The 18,929-nt window shown below is 37.5% G+C and carries 20 protein-coding genes; 6 read left to right on the forward strand and 14 right to left on the reverse strand.

Annotated features, from left to right (window positions below; all coding sequences use genetic code 11):
• Nucleotides 1-91: 91 nt before the first annotated feature.
• Nucleotides 92-637, forward strand: a complete 546-nt coding sequence (locus C9J38_RS11125; RefSeq protein ID WP_107207153.1) for a DUF1439 domain-containing protein — start codon at nt 92-94, stop codon at nt 635-637.
• Nucleotides 638-778: 141 nt separating this feature from the next.
• Here C9J38_RS11125 and chrA read toward each other — a convergent pair whose 3' ends face one another.
• On the reverse strand, nt 779-1,930 hold the full coding sequence (gene chrA / locus C9J38_RS11130) for a chromate efflux transporter (protein WP_107207154.1): 1,152 nt from the start codon (nt 1,928-1,930) through the stop codon (nt 779-781).
• A 197-nt stretch (nt 1,931-2,127) separates the two neighbouring features.
• Between chrA and C9J38_RS11135 the strand changes: the two genes are divergently transcribed.
• Both C9J38_RS11135 and C9J38_RS11140 read left to right on the forward strand, forming a co-directional pair.
• Nucleotides 2,128-3,063 carry a LysR family transcriptional regulator gene (locus C9J38_RS11135; RefSeq protein ID WP_107207155.1) on the forward strand — a complete coding sequence of 312 codons (936 nt, stop codon included), beginning with the start codon at nt 2,128-2,130 and terminating at the stop codon, nt 3,061-3,063.
• Between the two features lie 78 nt (nt 3,064-3,141).
• Entirely contained in the window at nt 3,142-3,687 is a 546-nt protein-coding gene (locus C9J38_RS11140; protein ID WP_107207156.1) for a hypothetical protein, read from the forward strand.
• A gap of 52 nt (nt 3,688-3,739) precedes the next feature.
• Here C9J38_RS11140 and C9J38_RS11145 read toward each other — a convergent pair whose 3' ends face one another.
• Nucleotides 3,740-4,861: a 1-acyl-sn-glycerol-3-phosphate acyltransferase gene (locus C9J38_RS11145; protein WP_107207157.1), complete on the reverse strand. Its 1,122-nt coding sequence runs from the start codon at nt 4,859-4,861 to the stop codon at nt 3,740-3,742.
• A 260-nt stretch (nt 4,862-5,121) separates the two neighbouring features.
• Between C9J38_RS11145 and C9J38_RS11150 the strand changes: the two genes are divergently transcribed.
• On the forward strand, nt 5,122-5,802 hold the full coding sequence (locus C9J38_RS11150) for an AraC family ligand binding domain-containing protein (RefSeq protein ID WP_107207158.1): 681 nt from the start codon (nt 5,122-5,124) through the stop codon (nt 5,800-5,802).
• A gap of 29 nt (nt 5,803-5,831) precedes the next feature.
• On the opposite strand, the gene C9J38_RS22025 is transcribed toward C9J38_RS11150, so the two are convergent.
• Nucleotides 5,832-6,182: a hypothetical protein gene (locus tag C9J38_RS22025; protein WP_233217789.1), complete on the reverse strand. Its 351-nt coding sequence runs from the start codon at nt 6,180-6,182 to the stop codon at nt 5,832-5,834.
• A gap of 220 nt (nt 6,183-6,402) precedes the next feature.
• Nucleotides 6,403-6,924, reverse strand: a complete 522-nt coding sequence (locus C9J38_RS11160) for a nicotinate-nicotinamide nucleotide adenylyltransferase (protein WP_107207160.1) — start codon at nt 6,922-6,924, stop codon at nt 6,403-6,405.
• A 246-nt stretch (nt 6,925-7,170) separates the two neighbouring features.
• On the opposite strand from C9J38_RS11160, the gene nadE reads away from it, so the two are divergent.
• On the forward strand, nt 7,171-8,007 hold the full coding sequence (gene nadE / locus C9J38_RS11165; RefSeq protein ID WP_107207161.1) for an ammonia-dependent NAD(+) synthetase: 837 nt from the start codon (nt 7,171-7,173) through the stop codon (nt 8,005-8,007).
• 100 nt (nt 8,008-8,107) lie between these two features.
• Here nadE and C9J38_RS11170 read toward each other — a convergent pair whose 3' ends face one another.
• The 10 genes from C9J38_RS11170 to C9J38_RS11215 all read right to left on the reverse strand — a co-directional run bounded on the left by C9J38_RS11170 (nt 8,108) and on the right by C9J38_RS11215 (nt 17,665).
• Nucleotides 8,108-8,632, reverse strand: a complete 525-nt coding sequence (locus tag C9J38_RS11170) for an HD domain-containing protein (RefSeq protein WP_107207162.1) — start codon at nt 8,630-8,632, stop codon at nt 8,108-8,110.
• 123 nt (nt 8,633-8,755) lie between these two features.
• Nucleotides 8,756-8,941, reverse strand: coding sequence for a YoaH family protein (locus C9J38_RS11175; RefSeq protein WP_005365166.1), 186 nt, complete (start codon nt 8,939-8,941; stop codon nt 8,756-8,758).
• Between the two features lie 100 nt (nt 8,942-9,041).
• Nucleotides 9,042-10,241, reverse strand: a complete 1,200-nt coding sequence (locus tag C9J38_RS11180) for an NnrS family protein (RefSeq protein ID WP_107207163.1) — start codon at nt 10,239-10,241, stop codon at nt 9,042-9,044.
• Between the two features lie 80 nt (nt 10,242-10,321).
• A complete protein-coding gene (locus C9J38_RS11185) occupies nt 10,322-11,194 on the reverse strand; it encodes a DUF2861 family protein (RefSeq protein WP_233217638.1) in 873 nt (290 codons plus the stop codon).
• A gap of 14 nt (nt 11,195-11,208) precedes the next feature.
• Nucleotides 11,209-11,868, reverse strand: coding sequence for a response regulator transcription factor (locus C9J38_RS11190; protein WP_005365159.1), 660 nt, complete (start codon nt 11,866-11,868; stop codon nt 11,209-11,211).
• On the reverse strand, nt 11,843-13,282 hold the full coding sequence (gene vxrA / locus C9J38_RS11195) for a sensor histidine kinase VxrA (RefSeq protein WP_107207165.1): 1,440 nt from the start codon (nt 13,280-13,282) through the stop codon (nt 11,843-11,845). Before vxrA ends, C9J38_RS11190 begins: the two co-directional genes overlap by 26 nt.
• 352 nt (nt 13,283-13,634) lie before the next feature.
• Nucleotides 13,635-15,011, reverse strand: coding sequence for a Re/Si-specific NAD(P)(+) transhydrogenase subunit beta (gene pntB / locus C9J38_RS11200; protein WP_107207166.1), 1,377 nt, complete (start codon nt 15,009-15,011; stop codon nt 13,635-13,637).
• Nucleotides 15,012-15,021: 10 nt separating this feature from the next.
• Nucleotides 15,022-16,575, reverse strand: a complete 1,554-nt coding sequence (pntA, locus tag C9J38_RS11205; protein WP_107207167.1) for a Re/Si-specific NAD(P)(+) transhydrogenase subunit alpha — start codon at nt 16,573-16,575, stop codon at nt 15,022-15,024.
• Nucleotides 16,576-17,022: 447 nt separating this feature from the next.
• A complete protein-coding gene (locus C9J38_RS11210; protein ID WP_107207168.1) occupies nt 17,023-17,304 on the reverse strand; it encodes an HlyU family transcriptional regulator in 282 nt (93 codons plus the stop codon).
• A gap of 169 nt (nt 17,305-17,473) precedes the next feature.
• A complete protein-coding gene (locus C9J38_RS11215; RefSeq protein ID WP_107207169.1) occupies nt 17,474-17,665 on the reverse strand; it encodes a hypothetical protein in 192 nt (63 codons plus the stop codon).
• Between the two features lie 268 nt (nt 17,666-17,933).
• Here C9J38_RS11215 and C9J38_RS11220 point away from each other — a divergent pair, with 268 nt between their 5' ends.
• Nucleotides 17,934-18,881, forward strand: a complete 948-nt coding sequence (locus C9J38_RS11220; protein WP_107207170.1) for a hypothetical protein — start codon at nt 17,934-17,936, stop codon at nt 18,879-18,881.
• Nucleotides 18,882-18,929: the final 48 nt, after the last annotated feature.

Here is an 18,929-nt window from a genome sequence, read left to right on the forward strand (position 1 = left end):
TGTTTGAGAGTATTAAGCACGTAGGTTTACGTGCTTTTTTTTATTAATATGAGCTATAAATAAAGCATATATATTTTTCTTAAGGTTTTTTATGCGCTTAAAAGCTCTGATTATTGTGAGTTCTGCCTTCTTCTTTGCTGGCTGTAGTAGTTACGGTATCACTGAAAGTGAGATGCAAAACTACATAAACAAAGAAACGAATGTTGAACGCTCTGTTGGTATTCAAGGTATCGCCTACGCAACAGGTAAGTTTGAAAAAGTAAAAGTAGGCATTGGCCGTGTCGCGGACAATCGTGTTAGTGTTGATACTACAGCTAGCGCTCAACTAGAGCTTGCTGGCCAACCACCTCAAGATATTGTTGTTAAAGCAAATTTCAGTGCCATCCCCTATTATAATCAAAATGAAGGGGCGATATATTTACGTGGTTTAAATATTGAATCATTGACAATAAAACCGGAGAAGTTTAATAACATACTGACTAAACCGGTTATCACTCCATTTGTTTCACTTATTGGACAGGTGCTATCAACCAAACCTGTCTATAAGCTAGATGAAAACGAAATGAAACAAGCGTTGCTTAAATCTACTAAGCCTGAATTAATTATTAAAAATCATCAATTAGTTCTCGATTGGTAAGTTGTTTTCATTATAGGTTATAAAGTTATAGTGCATTAGGAGTTAATATTTATACCACATCCAAGCCTATAAGCTGTTTCGATTATTCTATAAAAGAAGGGCTTGCATAAAGCAGCCCTTCTTTTTAACTAATTGATGTTATTAAGTTAAGATCAAATATTTGGTTGTGAAAAGCATCAAAGCTAACACCCATACCGGCCATTTGAAATATTTAAACGCAATAAATCCAACCACAACTGCTACAACATCAAATCCGGTTTTAACGCCACTGGTAATAATTGGACTAACAAAAGCACTGGCTAATAGTCCAACAACACAAGCATTGACTAAAGTGATTGATTGTTTTAATCGTTGATGCTCAAACAACGCTTTCCATGCTGGAATAAATGCAAATAGTAATAAACTGCCAGGTAAAAACACAGCAATGGTTGCTATCAAGCTACCTAACACTGGGTGTATACCGTCTATCGAAGCACCTAAATAACTAGCCATAGTGAACATTGGACCAGGTACAAGCTGTGCAGATGCGTAAGCATTAATAAAGGTAGACTCCCCTACTAACCCTTCCATCATTGGTTGTAGGAGTGGTAATACAACATGCCCACCGCCAAAAACAAAACTCCCTGCTTGGTAGAAGATATTAAATAAATTAATACCGCTATTGTAAGGTGCTAATAAGGGTAACCCCACTAACAACACGCCAAATGTAACTAAAATACCAAGGTGTGGTTTTATGCTAGTCGTTAGTTTATTTGTTGGTGTAATCTGCGTTTTAAATGACAATGCGTAGCCAACAGCTGCCGCGACACAGATAGGCAACACTTGACCAAGTAGACCGGAACTAAAATAGACCCAAATAGCTGTCACCACTGCCACGGTAATTGTTAGGGCTGTCGTTAAGTTCTTTTTAGCCATTCCCCATAGCGCATCAGCAACGACGATAACGGCAAGTAGTTTTGCCGCGATGATTAAACTATCAACAACAGAGTTAGACGTTACACTGCTACTAACAATGGCAAGTCCTGTTAATAATGCAAAAGAAGGTAAAGTAAAACCCATAAAGGCAGCAACGGCGCCTAAATATCCCGCTTTCTTATAACCAATATACATACCAAGTTGGCTACTGGCAGGGCCCGGTAAAAATTGACATAACGCTACAGCATGAGTGAAATCATCATCAGAAATCCATTTTTTTTCTTGTACAAAAGAACGTTGAAAGAAACCAATATGTGCTGCTGGGCCGCCAAAGCTATATAGACCCAATAATAAAAAGGTGGTAAAAACGGTAAACATGCATTCCTCCATTAGCAATAGCGCTATCATAACGTTTCCGTTCTAATTATTTAAATCGTTTAAAATGATGTAAGTTATTATTTATATTCATACATATAGATTGATGTTTATGAGGCAAAAAATCATAATGCATAGATAGTGTTAATCGATTATTTTGTTACGCCATATCATCGTGACAGCGTAACTTGGAATACCAAATGCTTGATAATTTGCAACAGATGGTAATACTGGCTGCTATTGGTCATGAACAAAATTTCACGAAAGCTGCTGATCGTTTGGGAATATCAAAGTCTCAGGTAAGTAAGCAAATAAAATGTTTAGAAGAAAGGTTAGGCTGTCAGCTTGTTCAACGCAGTACACGTACCGTTGTATTAACTGAAATTGGCGTGCAATACGCAGACTATGGCCAACAATTAATTGATACTGTTAATGAAGCGGAAGCCATGGTGGCGGGATATCGAAATGAAATTACAGGTCTATTACGAATTGGCATCGCTCAATCTTTCGGTAATATTCATATCACTTCCGCATTAGCTGAGTTTCAAAAGCAAAATCCTGAACTAGAGCTTGAAATTAGTTTATTTGATCACCGCCCAAACCTTTTAGAAGAAGGCTTTGATTGCTGGATTGCTATTCATGAACATCCACCTGAAGGAATGGTAGCCCGAAAGCTCGCCAAATGTGAATTCGTCGTTGTCGCTTCCCCTGATTACATAGCACAACATGGTGAGCCCATTATCCCTGGTGATTTACGTCAACACAATTGTATTACTTACCAAAGCCGCGAGCGTAAATATGTAAACTGGGAATTTGGACGAGATGGATTAAAGCAATCCATTCGAGTTAATGGTAATTATCGTATTGATAATGCACCTGCAGTGCTTGATGCTGCAGTCAGTGGTTTAGGTATTGCTTATCTCTCAACCTATCTGCTAACGGACGAGATTAAAACAAATAAGTTAATCACTTTACTTAATGATTGGAAAACCACAGTAGAATTACCTATTTATGCTGTTTACCCTAGACGTAAATATCTTGCACCCAAAGTACGTTGTTTTATTGATTATATGGCTGAGCGGATGTCTCTACCACCCTATAAAAATATCAATCCAATCATAGATAATCACAAATAAGACGAATAACCTTAATTTTAGGCTATAACAATGTTCATTGTACTAAACTGATAATCATACAAGTACAATGAGCATGTTATGCCGTCATTTTTTTCTAACTTCATCACTAATAGATTATTTAACTATTCAGTAACTATAATTACAATTTTAGTGGCTGTCGCATTCACCATATTTCCAGCTTATGCGATGCATAATTTTAGCGACGCTAGTCCTATAAATCAGAGCACAACACAAATTAAAGCTTATATACCAAAGCAAGCATTATTAGTTGAAATCCAAGATCAGTACAATGTTGTCTATTTTAGTGATAACAGCAACAAATTAACCGTTGATACTAAAAGAGTATTGAATAACTTTGGTTACGCTCTTAAAAATTATCATCAAACCTATATTGTTATTATTCAACATATAACGACGGATTTAGGTTACGAGCGGCTATTTAATATAGCGTCTTATATTGCACTTCAATTCGATATTGAAGAAGAAAGGATTCAACTGTTATTGGTATCTGAGGAAGAGTCTAATCTATATCAACATATCGATGATAATTGGAAAAATGGCGCTGAAATAATCATACCTAAAGCAATTATTGTTACTTATGATCCATACTTCGGTGTGTATTAAAAAACGATGCCGTTCCTTATTAATAGAAAAAATCGACATCGTTTTATAGCTATTAAATAGAGTGTTGTTGCTGTTTTTTTAGTGCAGGCAACGCGTACATCTGCTTTAAGATATCATTAACACTGTCACTATGATTTTCAAGTTTTTGGGCAAACTTGTTTCTTTCTTCGTCTGTCACTATGTCTGAATCAATATTCGCAGCAATGAAATTGGCTGGGAATAAATGGTAATTTTCAGTAATTTGACGATCAATTTCTTCAGCTAATTCTTCAGGCGTCTCTGGTGCATTGTTGATGACGTCACCAAAGCTAATATGGATACGACGCTTTTGCCCTACAATACCTTGTACTATACTTTCGATGTCTTCAAACTCACCTTTTTCATAGCTACCGGTTGATGCTTTTTGATAAAGTTCTTCAGCTTTAGCCACATCACAAGGATCGTTTTCATAAGAAATCGCGACAGGGACAATGTTTAAGTTACTCATAAACTCGGAAAAAGGAATTTTCTGCTTACGTCCTTCCATAAAGAACATTTTTAAAATAGCAGGATCTGTCTTATCGTTACCGTCTTTGGCACGCCCTTCTTTTTGAGCAATCCAAATATTGTTTCCTGTTTCTAAAGAGTGAGAGATATAACTTGAAAGCAGTCCAAGTGATTTCATCAATTCACGTGGCCCTTTTGCGGATCGTTTTACAATAAAGCTTTTATTCAAACGCATTAATTCTGTTGCACAAGGCTTCTTCAGTAAGTTATCACCAATGGCAATACGTACTGTGTTGAAGTTCTCTTTAAATAAACACCAGTTAACCATTGCAGGATCCATCGCGATATCACGATGATTAGAAACGAATAAGTAAGCCTTATTTGGGTCTAATTTATCTAGGCCTGTGCACGTTACACCGTCACATGAATGTTCAATAGTTCCTTGCATATATTTGGCAACTTGATTTTGAATATCTTTGACCGATTTAATGCCTGACCATTTCTTCACAAGGAAACGTTTAATAAGGGGAATAAGCAACCAACCAAACATGCCCGACGCATGTGGGAAACGGTACTTTAAAATAGCGTTGATAAAATCTTTATCATCAATGAGTCGTTGAATCGCACCACTGACTTCATCATCATTATACGGGCGAATTTCTTTATAAATATCGTTATCTATATGCACAGTAATGCTTCATGTTGAAAAAACTGAGTTATTTTACTAATAAATAATGATTAACCAAACAACCTCTGTCAATAACCGTGATGGTTGGAGGTCATACCTCATATAATTGTCTACTTTTTCATCGTAGCTGCTATTTTTTGCACCAATTTGATCATGTTAAGAAATGATATCTACAGTATTTAGTTAATACATAACCCTCTTTGTTGACGCTAATAGAAAAAAACACGAAGATGTGCATGCTTATGTGTAAGAGAGTCAGTATGAAACAAGCTATTGAGTTTTCAAATAACGAACACCCTTTTCTTTTTGTTGGTTCACGCAAAAAGAGCCAATCTTCTTACTTTATTGTTGTAACGAATGGTTGTGTGTTAATCCGATTAGGTAAACAAGAGCACATGATCACTAAGGGTCATGGTTTCTGGATCCCATTTGATTGTTTACATGCCATCACAGTGCTACCTGGTGCAACATTTTACCAAGTGGCCTTTTCGGTTCGTATGACACAGCCACTATGCACTGATGCAGGCTTTTTTGTTGTGTCATCGCTCGTAAGAGCTGTGCTTGATGAATTGGCAAAATCTCCCGTTCAAGATCATAAATGGGATGGCGCAGAAGGTCGTTTATTAAAAGTCATTGCAGATAAAGTTGAAAAACTTTCTGTGTCGACTCAATCACTTTGTCCAGCGATCAATAAGCAGCATCATAATTCATTAGCATTAATGCTAAAAGGCAATAAAATAACTGAAAAAACAGCCATATCAAGCCTTGAATCTGTAATGAATATGACAGTAAAAGAGTGTGAAGCCTGCATTCTAATGCGAGAAGTACTTAAGCTAAGTCGTTCAGGACGAAAGCTCCCACAAATTGCGGCTCAATTGAATACGACAGAACAAATGGTAGACGCACTTTCTTTGCCAATTTTAGGTGAAAGCTTACGCTAAATGAAATACGCCCTTAACATGGGCGTTTTTTAATTCAGAGGGATATGAACTTGCATTGATACGCCATCTTCAACATGGCTATTATTATGCCAACGATAATCAAACCTCACGCGTGGTTTTTGACCACTAATATCACCAAAGCCTAAACTCATTTGCAGTCCATGGTTTAATATCCAATCTTCAGCCCCCGCTGCACTTGTGAATGCTTCATCATCATCGTTAGTCGGCATCCAAAAACCTAAACCATAAAACGTCGATGAATTGTGATCCATTAAAACAGGTGAGTCTGCAAATTTATCATCCCAGTGTAGCCAGAATTTATCACCATAACTATTAGAATCAATTTTCCATGGTATAGCGTTATCGTGGCGTGAAAACATTAGCGAATGGTTTATATTATTGTTGCGATCAATGCTATAAATAGGTGCTGAGCAGTCTTTGGTATTATTTAGATAATCGATACTAAAAGGCTGAGAAACAGTATCTAAAGAATAATAATTTTTGCATTTGAAAGCGTAAGTTGACGAAGAAAACATAAATAATAAGCAACAAAAAACACCAAATGAGATTTGTTTAAACACTTCGCCATATCCCCTAAAGTTAAAAATGATAACGCTCGTCTGTCATTAATAACCGGCTAACACTTGCCGTTGTTAAATCACTGATATTTTGATTTTTAGCTAATGCTTCTCGAATTAGCGTACTTCTAATCGGCACCGTTTCAGGACATGCAAGCACTTGCCATTGACTAAGTATTTCATTTGACATGAAAAATTTTCCAAAATTCAAGAAATTATCAGGGCCAATAACAAATGTAATTTGATGGTTTGGGTAACGCTTTTGTAATTCAACAAGTACCGCATAGGTTGTTATCGCCTCATCACCTACTGCGATATCTTGCTCTAACGTGGACAGCACGAGATTATCTTGGGAAATGTCATCGATAAAAGCAGAAACTAACTCACAACGTAATGAATAATCCAACATATTCTTACCCCAAGCATGATTGTAACTTGGAAGTAAAAGCACTTCGTCATAATGCGTTAATCGTTCTAAAACCGAACGATGCCCTAAACTAGGCGGATTAAAAGCGCTACCGAATATAGCAAGTGTTTGTTTCATCCATCAAACCTTTTGTTCTATCAATTTACTTATATTCACACTAGAGATTTCTAATGATGTAACTATTAATTAAGCATTTAATAGGAAAATGCCCCTTAATTTTAGTAATATCTATCTTTAGCATTGATCATAATAACGAGTTATCGCATGATTTTGCCAAAGGTGTAATGGTTTATCTCTCATTTATCCATTATATCGCTTCAAATGATTAATATTTGGGCTAACTCTCTTAAGGATTCATATACCATGGAACAGCTTATCCGCACTGAAATGCGCGTGCTACCAGTCATTGACGTTGATTTTGAAATCCAACGCCGAGTTGAATTTATTCAAAAAAAACTTAAACAATCAGGCTGTAAATCACTTGTACTAGGCATTAGTGGTGGCGTGGATTCAACAACATGTGGTCGCCTTGCTCAACTTGCTGTTGATGGTTTAAACCAAGTGTCTAACAGCAACGAGTACCAGTTTATTGCCGTTCGTCTCCCCTATGGTGAACAACAAGATGAAGACGAAGCACAACTCGCATTAAGCTTCATCCAGCCTAGTCACTCTGTCAGCGTTAATATTAAAAATGGTGTTGATGGCACTCATGCAAGCACCCTTTTTGCATTAGAAAATACTGGGCTTATTCCTAGCGACAACGCTAAAGTTGATTTCGTGAAAGGCAATGTAAAAGCTCGCACACGTATGATTGCTCAATACGAGATTGCAGGGCTTGTCGGCGGTTTAGTTATTGGTACCGATCATTCAGCTGAAAACATTACCGGTTTTTATACAAAGTTTGGTGATGGTGCTTGTGATTTGGCACCTCTATTTGGTTTAAATAAACGTCAAGTTCGTGCTCTAGCAGCAAAACTTGGTGCGCCAGAACAATTAGTTTATAAAGTACCTACAGCTGACCTAGAAGAATTAGCGCCACAAAAAGCTGACGAGGATGCTTTACAAGTTTCTTACGATCAGATTGATGACTTCTTAGAAGGCAAACCCGTTACCGATTTTGTCCGCGATCGCTTAATCTCTATTTATAAAGCAACCCAACATAAGCGCCAACCTATTCCGACGATTTACGATGAGGAATAATGACTGACAGCTATATGTCGTCATAAACAACTTATAAAAAAGCCCGTGTATTTATCAAATACACGGGCTTTTTTATTAACTAACCACAAAATTTCATGCATTAAGCACAGTTAACACAATCTTTTGAATGAATAAGCGCGTCTAATTGTTGCCATAAAGGATCACAGAGACCAGCACGATAAACAGCATGCTTAAAAGCGTCATGCTCAGCTTGATACATTAAGAAATGGCGGCGTGAATTATTACTGCTTGATTGAACGTTAGCTAAGCGATCGCAGGTTTTAACAATTAATGCTAAGCGTGCTGCATCTTCAGCTGGATCAAGTGATAGTAACCGTTGATTTATCTCTAATTTTCGTTTCGCTCGATCTTCTAACTTCACATCAGTGACGTAATTCACTGCGTCAGCAATGGTAAAACCAAATAAGTCTGCCAACTCGTCAAAGCTGGTATCAGTATCTTCAATCACATCATGTAGTTGAGCTACAATCATTGCATCAATACCATATGGTCGTGCAAATTCAGCAACTGTATCTAAATGTACGTAGTAAGGATAATCTCCGTATTTTTGCTCGCCATGTCGACTTTTAGCAAAAGCTTGAGCCTGTAAATATCGGTCATTCATATAATTACCCTAATAAAATTATGTTTTTATTATTTGTATAATAAAAGCATACAATTGAACAAGCTTTTATTTGAAATAAAAGTATCCAATTATAAAAAAAGAGCCGTTAAGCTCTTCTTTTTATTACTCTTCTTCATCACTGAAGGTTTCACCAGCCGCTTCACGACGCTTTATATCCGCTTCTCGGATCTGGTGAGCAACAATCATTATCGCTTCACCACTACTAATACCTTGCGCCATCAGCTCATGGATACGCTCAGCAGCTTCTTGTTGTTGTTCATGATTGAGCGTTGGAGTGTGATTGTACATAACTATCTTCTTGTTGATGAACGAAGCATTATTTTAGAGTGAATAGCCGATAATGTCACTGATTATCAAGCTTATCAATACAGACTCTCACTTTAGTCACTTACCCTGGATGACCGTCAACACGGGGCTTTGTGAGTACTGGAAAATAGACGATGGTGAAAATCCCAAAAGCAACAGCCCACAAACTTGCAGAAATCACATAGCCATCAAGTAACAAAGCAGGCGCGACAGTAGTCAGTAATACTCGTGCTAGTAATGACAAAAATAACGCAATAAACGCAACCAGCATAAAACGCCCAACTTGCAATTTACGACCAGTGTGTCCTAAAGATACACGCGAGATCATTGCTAGTATCATTCCGCCTAGTCCGCCGATGGTAATAATATGAATAGCAATAGACTCACTGATCGCTGTTGTGTAAAAGCTGCAACCAAGCAAAAATAAACCAATAATTAAAGACAAGTAAGCAAGATGCAAAGACCACAACAGTGGAATACGGAGTGTTGAGATTGTGCGCCAGCGATAAAGACGAACAAAGTTAGTTGTAGCCGCAACGATCGACAACGGAGCAATAACCCCATTTATTGTTGCGTTATTTATAAAGAATGTCGCCAGCAGCAACAACCAAGCAGGTATAAGTGCAAGATATTCAATCGTTTTAATTCGTTTAATAACTTCAGTATTTGTTCCGCGTGAAGTAAAAAATGGGATAACCCGACCACCAACAACTAAGGTAATCACAGTAACGACAAGCACGACAGGTAAAGCAATATCAGCAATAGATTGATGACTCTTGCCTAATGCAATGAAATGAAATTGAATATTGGTAAAAGCAAACAGTAGTAAAACGGGTACAAAGAAAAGATTACGCCACTGTTTAACTTTTATGATTGGTATTGCAAGATAGTAGATAGCCACGACAATCCATAATGTATCAATAAACAGCCAAAGACTGCTAACTGAGCCCATCATTAAACCGATACGAGCAATCAACCAAAGGCTGAAAACCAGAAGTAGTTTAGTGCCTTTAATACTTGTTTGCCCTGTCCAGTTTTGTACAGCCGTCAATAAAAAACCAATAATGACTGCGCCTGAAAATCCAAATAGCATTTCATGGCTATGCCACCAAATAGGATTTGAATACATAAAACTAGATAATTGAAACTCACCTGACCAGAACAATGCCCACATTATCATTGCGATAACTGAAAAAGCACTTGCTCCAAGAAAAAACGGTCGAAAGCCTAATCGTAAAATTGCAGGTATTTTATCTTCTTTTGCTTTGTCGATAATTTGCATAATTTTCACCACCTTAAACATGTATTAATTATACATGTTTAAGAGTATAAAAAAACCACTCGTATAAAGTGGTTTTAAACTTAATGAGTATCATCAGAGTAATCAATGGGTCGAGTGATACTTTGAATGTCTAAAATAGATATCTCACCTTGCCATCGACTTTTAATTAAGCCAACATCAAGCCAATATCGCCCTTCAGGGATATTAAGTTTGGGTAACTTAGTCGGCAGATAAATGTCCGTTTGTTCGCTCCATAATGGTCGCCAATCTGTATCATTTAAGTCATACAGTTTTATCGACAAACTCGGCGCAGGACATGATGAATTCAATTTAGCCACATGATCAATACGCCATGAATTGCTGTCTTTCCAACCTAAGTTCTGTTTGGCTGGCGGCTCATTAAGCACAATCCATTTATTCCAAGCGGGTTCACCATCAGCGATAATCGTTAACTTATATAATCCTGCTTCTACTTTATGATCGAGCTTTTTCGCATCAACCGTAAAGTAACCACCATCATCAACCACAGGTTTGGCATCAATTAAATTATCATTAGGCCACTTAGAAAAACTGATCTTCGTAATGTTAACTCGTGTTGAACCAACAATCGATAACTTAAGTAACTGCTGATTAATGTTTTGAACCACAGAACGCTCAATCGATAACTTGGATAACCAAGAAGGTAAAACTGTATTATCAAGGCTATGGCCACAGTCCTCTGTAATCGCAAGATCAAGCAAACCATTAAGATTCGCTTTCTGATCTGTTGTCGGAGATTGCTGCCAAGCCTCTATAATCGATTCAAATGATTTATCAGTTTGACCTTCAAGTAAATGTCGATGGGCAGCCGCATAAGAGCTTTGATCTACAAACCAAGCTGCGTTGGCGTTAGGTATTAAGAATAAAGCGTTAATAATACCTAACTGACACAAGAAAAAGGTTATTCTTCTCATTTAATAACCAGTACTTATGGCTTCATACGGTAGCCGACACCACGTAATGTTTCGATATCAATACCTGGTAATTTTTGACGTAATTGCAGAATATGAGTATCAACCGTACGTGTAGTTGGGTAGTGGTTATAACCCCAAACTTGATCAAGTAATTCGTCACGTGTAAATACACGACCTGCATTTTTTGATAAGAATACAAGAAGTTCAAATTCAGTACGCGTTAACGTAATATTTTCATTATCAAAAATGACTTCACGGCTTTCTTGATTGATAATGATATCGCCGACTTTAATGATATTAGCTGCTGCAGTATCTTCATCGTCACCACGAAGATGTACGCGTACTCGTGCAAGTAATTCTTCTTCAGCAAAAGGCTTCGTTAGATAGTCTTTTGCACCAGAATCTAAACCAACAACTTTATCGTTAATCGATACCATTGCAGTTAATAAAATAACAGGAACGTGCTTCTTTTTAAGCCATGAGCCTAAATAATTTAATGAGTCACCTTCAGGCAATTGACGATCTAGAACAACAAGATCGGCCTCTTTCCATAAAGCGTCTACCTTACTAGCGCAATCTGCATATAAACAGTTATAACCAGCTTGCTTTAAGCAATCGAGTAAACCATCAGCAAGGTTGCGGTCATCTTCAACCAGTAGCAGAGTTTGATTCACACGGTATCTCCAATATAAAGGTGGTTGGTGGGCCTATTAATTTCAATTTCCCCCCCATTCTATTAATCATTGATTCTACAATCGTCAAACCTAAACCTAAACCTTGTTCACTAACAAAAGGTTTACGCAGTTTAGACCAATCTTTGGCAGTTAATGGGCCTTGGTCTTGAACCACAATTTTAAGTTTTCCATCATAGTATGAAGTTGTTAATGTAATTGGTGCTACGCCATATTTATGAGCATTAGAAAATAAGTTATCTAAACATGTACCAAGCCAATAAATATTTACGTGAACACTTCTATCTTCAGCAAGATGTAAAGTTACATCATACTCTTCAGCAAGATAGCCTAACCATTCATTGACGGATTCAACTTCTTGCGTACTTAATTGTTGTTGGTTAGCTTGTAAGTAATCTTTACTTGCTTCAGCTAACTGTCGTAATCGTCTTGAATCATCAGTCAAACGCCTAAACTCATCATACAGACCTTCTGGTAATTCATCAAAGTGGCGTCTAAATCCTTCAACAGTCATCGCTAAACTTGCTATAGGCGTTCTTAATTCATGCGTCAAAATTTGTAGAACTAACATGCGTTCTTGCATATCTCGGCGACGAATACGGAAACGATAAACTCCCCAACTTACCAGTAATAATGCATTACTTACCAACAAACATACCAGTAAGTAATACGTTAAGTGCGACTTATTCTCTTCACGCCAACATATATTTCCATTCTGAGCTAAACAAAAATCATGACGATTTAAGCGTTTTAAATGCAAACCATGACGGGCTAAGACCTTTAACCATGTTGACTGGTTATAAAGGTTATAGACATTACCATTTCGTACCCATAGTTCACCGTTCGCAATGAAGAAACGAGCACCAGAGATTAATACTTTAATTTCATCGCTATTCATTCGTTGTAAACGACCAAGTAAGGTTGTCGATGACGCTAATGGGTGTTCTTTAATATGCAAAAACTTACTGAGTTCTGACACCTTTCCTGGGTGTTCAGCTAAATAACGATATGCATAACTACCACCGCCGGGATGAATATATCCTGAACGAACAAACCACCCTTTTGGTAACGTTGTCTTATTACAAATAGCTCGAGTAAAAACTACAGGCTGTGTTACCAATGGTGAATAAGGCCACGGGCCCTTACATGTTAACGAGTTTTGATATAGCTGCCTCAGTGCTGAAAGAGGATACTTTTTAGTTTGAGGTAATAAGCTAGAAGGCAACAGTAAAGGTGCTGGATAGGTACTTTGTAGTTTACGAAAGTCGTATGTAGATACAGGTTCACTTTCCAATAAATCTGTTCGAACAGCCGCCAATCTTTCAGGTAATGAAACACCTTCAGCATGGCTAGCAGTAGTAAATAAGAGTGAGAATAAAAGAACATACGTTTTCATTCATATACTTTAACATTATTTCTCACTAAATTGTCAAAGTTATGTCATGTAAAAAAATGCAAACATTAAATATCGGTCAATTCATGCCATAAGGCAAAGGCTTTATACTTAAAAAGGATAAAAATTATCTATATTAAATACTCACCAGAGAAGTGACTTGTGAAGCCTTCGTTGCTTCGGCTTCTTTTACTCAATCAAAAGATATTAATTTTATGCATGTTGTGTTGACGGATCTCTCTACGTTATTTGCCCGATTCGAGCGAAACATTGCTTTGGAGTTATTTATTAAATAGTGATTAGAAATAAAAATGCCACTCATGTGAGTGGCATTGTTTACTTTACTATTAACGATTTACAGGTGCTCAAGTATTTTCAAACATGAGTCTTTAGCATCGCCGAACAACATATGGCTATTATCTTTAAAGAATAATGGGTTTTGAACCCCAGCATAACCAGTACTCATTGAACGCTTAAACACAACCACTTCTTTGGCATTCCAGACTTCAAGTACAGGCATACCAGCGATTGGACTGTTAGGATCCTCCATCGCGGCAGGGTTAACAGTGTCGTTTGCACCAATAACAAGTACAACATCAGTTTGTGGGAAATCATCATTGATCTCATCCATTTCTAACACGATGTCATAAGGCACTTTTGCTTCAGCTAATAGCACGTTCATGTGTCCAGGTAGACGACCAGCAACAGGGTGAATACCAAATCGAACATCAATGCCTTTTGCACGTAACTTATCTGTGATCTCGTGAACAGGATATTGCGCTTGAGCAACCGCCATGCCGTATCCTGGAGTAATGATAACTGAGCGTGCATCTTTTAGCATTTCAGCCACTTCTTCTGCTGAAGCTTCACGGTGTTCGCCGTATTCTTCATCAGAGCTTGCTGCTGTACCATCCGAACCAAAACCGCCAGCGATAACACTAATAAATGAACGGTTCATCGCCTTACACATAATGTAAGAAAGGATAGCACCAGAAGAGCCTACTAATGCACCTGTTACGATTAGAAGGTCGTTTGCTAACATGAAACCCGCCGCTGCTGCAGCCCAACCAGAATAAGAGTTAAGCATGGATACAACCACAGGCATATCAGCGCCACCAATTGAAGCAACAAGGTGGTAACCAAATACAAACGCAATAAGTGTTACTAAGATTAGCGCCGTTAATGAACCTTCTGACTGTACAAACCAAACTAGCAATAGTGCTGAAACAACAAGCGCTAACAGGTTTAATTTGTGACGGTGAGGAAGCATTAGTGCTGATGATGAAACTAATCCGCGTAACTTAGCAAATGCAACTAACGAACCGGTAAAAGTTACTGCACCGATAAATACGCCAAGGAAAATTTCAACCAAGTGAATGTTTAACATTACACCTGTAAGGTCACCGTGATCTAAGTAAGTATTAAAACCTACTAATACCGCAGCCATACCTACAAAGCTGTGTAACATAGCAACAAGCTCTGGCATCTCTGTCATTTCTACTTTTTTAGCGTAGAAAATACCAATTGCACCACCAATGATCATCGCAAGGATAATCCAAACTGTGCCTTCAGTGTGAGGACCAAAGATAGTAGCAATCAGAGCGATTGCCATACCAGCAATACCAAAGTAATTACCGTTTCGTGCTGTTTCTTGCTTAGACAGTCCCGCTAAAGACATGATAAACAGTACGGCAGCAACAAGGTAAGCTGCTTGTACGATTCCTGCAGACATGTGTTACTCCTTATTTATCTTTACGGAACATTTCTAGCATTCTCTTGGTCACCGTAAAGCCACCAAAGATATTAATACTAGCGATGAGAACAGCAATAAACGCGAGGAAGGATACCACCCCATTTCCCTGACCGACTTGGAGCAAAGCACCAACAATAATGATGCCCGAGATAGCGTTAGTTACTGACATTAAAGGAGTATGTAAAGAGTGGGATACATTCCAAACCACGTAGTATCCAACGACACATGCAAGGACGAATACAGTGAAGTGCGTTAAAAACTCTGCTGGAGCATAATTAGCAATCCAAGCAAATAGCGCAATCCCCGCGCCCATTAAGCCAAATTTCTTAACCGGTGATGTTGGCTCTTCAACTTTAGGTTCAACTTTAGCCGCCGCTTTTGGCTGTTGAGCTGCCGCAGAAACTTTAATTGGTGGCGCAGGCCACGTTAATTCACCCGCTTTAACAACCGTTAGACCGCGTAATACTTCATCATCAAAATTGATATCAATATTGCCGTCTTTCTCTTTGCAAAGCAGTTTAAGTAAGTTAACAAGGTTTGTTCCGTAGAGCTGAGAAGACTGTGTTGGTAAGCGACCAACCATATCTGTATAGCCGATAACTTTTACACCATTTGGTGTCGTAACAACTTTATCTGCTTCAGTGTATGCACAGTTACCGCCATTCGCAGCAGCAAGATCGACAATAACACTGCCTGATTTCATTGAATCTACCATTTCTTTGGTGATCAATTTTGGTGCTGGGCGCCCAGGGATAAGTGCGGTAGTAATGATGATATCGACATCTTTCGCTTGCTCTGCGTATAAACGCTCAGCCGCTTTATTGAATTCATCAGACATTTCTTTAGCGTAGCCATCTCCCGTTGAAGTATCTTCTTTATAATCAACTTCTAGGAATTCAGCGCCCATTGATTCAACTTGTTCTTTAACTTCAGGACGAACATCAAAAGAACGAACAATCGCACCAAGGCTACCAGCAGCACCAATAGCGGCAAGACCTGCAACACCAGCACCAGCAACGAGGACTTTCGCTGGAGGCACTTTACCTGCAGCGGTAATTTGACCAGTAAAGAATCGACCAAACTCATGAGCGGCTTCAACAACAGCACGGTAACCTGCGATATTTGCCATTGAGCTTAAGGCATCAAGCGCCTGTGCACGTGAAATACGCGGTACAGAATCCATCGCCATAATATTAATATTTTTAGACGATAGTTTTTCTAATAATTCAGGATTTTGAGCAGGCCAAATAAAACTAACTAAGCTTGCACCCTCTTTGATGAGCTCAAATTCATCTACACCTGTTACAGGATTAACCTGCGGTGCATTGACTTTAAAAATAAGATCCGATTGCCATACTTCATCAGTTGAGACAACCGTTGCCCCTGCCGCTTCATAAGCAGCGTCATCAAAGCTTGCTAAACGTCCAGCTCCTTGTTCAACAACAACGCTGAACCCCATTTTCAATATCTGCTCGACCGTTTTAGGTGTTGCAGCTACTCGCGTCTCATGAGCGAGTACCTCTCTCGGTACACCAATCTGCATTATTATTCCCTGTACATTGGCTAAAACATAATCATTTTGTATCCAACCCAGCAAGCAACATCAAGCTTTTTGTAGTAAAAATACAAAAATCCCCATATCTACAAGTCAAAAACCCTAGTGACTGTCATTATACTACTGAAATTAAACTACATTTATATTTCTAGCATCCATAATAGTACATTTAAAAATAATGACTGAATCACACTTTCTATCTGCTTTTGACTCTAAAACGATAATTGTCAGCTATATACTCAATAAACAATATTTAACCTAATCAACTTATTGTTTTAAAAAACAACCAACTTTAAATATGCTTAACTGATAATTTTGTCATATGAATATTCACAATAGGATAATGATATAATGTAAAATTCATTTTTAATGTTTAAAAAGATACTTTTATACCATTACAATTGCAATGAAATTTGTTGAATATTACTACAGCTTTTATTTGAACATTTTATCGCCCATTTGTTTAATAAACATTTCTGCTTTTTTAATCATAAATGTTTCCGCATCATGACGAGAGCTGAGTAAATCTGAACGAATAAAGTGGTGTGTATTTAATTCTCCGTCGATCTCTTTACAAATTCTTCCAGCGATTCTAAATTGCCCTCCTTCTTGCTTCGGCTCAGGATAAATTAAGTAACCATTATAAAGAGTTGGCTCAACTTCCTGAGTGGTAACCTCTGATTTTTTAGAACCAAATAGCTTTGAAAAAAAGCCCATTTTTATACTCCTACGACTAAATCATTTAATAATATTTTTATTTTTAGCAATGAATATTTTACTTTAACTAAAGCCAAATAGTACCCACTATTTTTAGGCGGTTATAGCGGAATTTTAAGCAAAAAAAAGCCGGCAATCATGCCGACTTTAAAAATCTCAATACAAAATGTTATCGATAGATGCCAATATCTTTCTGTAAATGAACTGGGATATCTTCAATACTGTAAGCGACTGACTTTTTTGATCGGTTAAATACAATATCAAATAGGTGTGCAATCAATCCTTTGATCGTTACTTCATAACTTTTTTTATCCTGAAGATGTAACGTTGTAGCTGCGTCCACATCAAATGTATGTGCCATGATTGCCCCTGAAAAAGGTATTAAATTCAATAAACACGAGTAGTTTATCGTCTGTTTACATAACCTATAAATGACAATATTTCTTTCATAGCATTAGTTTTTCTTATGTGTTAACACTTGATTACTAACGATTATTACCCTAAAGCACAAAAGACTATTAAGAACGATTACATTACTAAATGTTTAGTTTTTTGTTTCAAATAGAATCTTTTTTTGTATTTGAACAAAAACAATGATAACAATAAGTTAACAAAAGGATTTTTAACTTATGCTTTTTTTTCTTAATAAATATTCTGCTATTTTATTGATGTTTGCAGGTGTCGTCGGTTTTAGCTTTCCAAGTATTAGTCGTATTGTCTTCCCTGCTTTACCGTATATCTTGTTTTTCCTGATGCTTTTTACTTTATTAGGAATTAAACAAGAGTTACTTATCCGCAAGTTGTTATCTAAAAGTGTTTGGTCTTATGCGCTTTTCCATAGCCTAGGGCTCACTTTATTCGCCGCTGTATTGCTATATATCTTTAACATTTCAACCCCACTATTTATCGCTATAACGGCGGTAACGGCGACAGGTACATTATTTGCGACCCCTGCCATAGCGAAAACCTTAGGCTTTGATGTATTGCATGCGATGGCATTAACGATTGCCTCAACATTAATGATGCCGATCATATTATTTTTTAACCTTACTTTACTTCAAAGTGACACGGTAACTTTGGATTTTATCCAATATATACAACGACTAACGATATTCATTATTGGACCAATGGCTATTTCTGCGCTTTGCTACAAAATGATAAACCCAACACTATTACAGAAAATTCATCACAGAATATCTAAGTTAACCGTTCTGCTAATTTTTGCTTTTCCGCTTGGGCTTGTCGCTCCTTTGAGGGAAATGTTTGAACGTTCATTACACGAAGGGATGAGCTATTTACTGCTAGGCTGTTTACTTTGCGGATTATTTTTCGGTATCACTTACTTAACCTATTATAAGAAAAATCAACAAGCCAAAACGCTGTATGCCATTACTGCAACTAATCGTAATGTATTACTTACCTACACCATAGCAAGCAGTTATTTAGGATTTGAATATTTAGCACTGATGGCAGCGATTCAAATTCCGACTTATACATTACCTGTTCTTCTTAAACTCATCGCCAAGACTAAATTTGAAAACCAAGATTCATTTGTCGATAAAAAGAAAGCCGACTAACGGTAATTTGTTAGTCGGCTTAAGCTTTGTTTCTATCGATGAGTTTAG

Origin of the sequence: Photobacterium sp. GB-210, assembly GCF_003026075.1 — a bacterium.
Taxonomy (GTDB): domain Bacteria; phylum Pseudomonadota; class Gammaproteobacteria; order Enterobacterales; family Vibrionaceae; genus Photobacterium.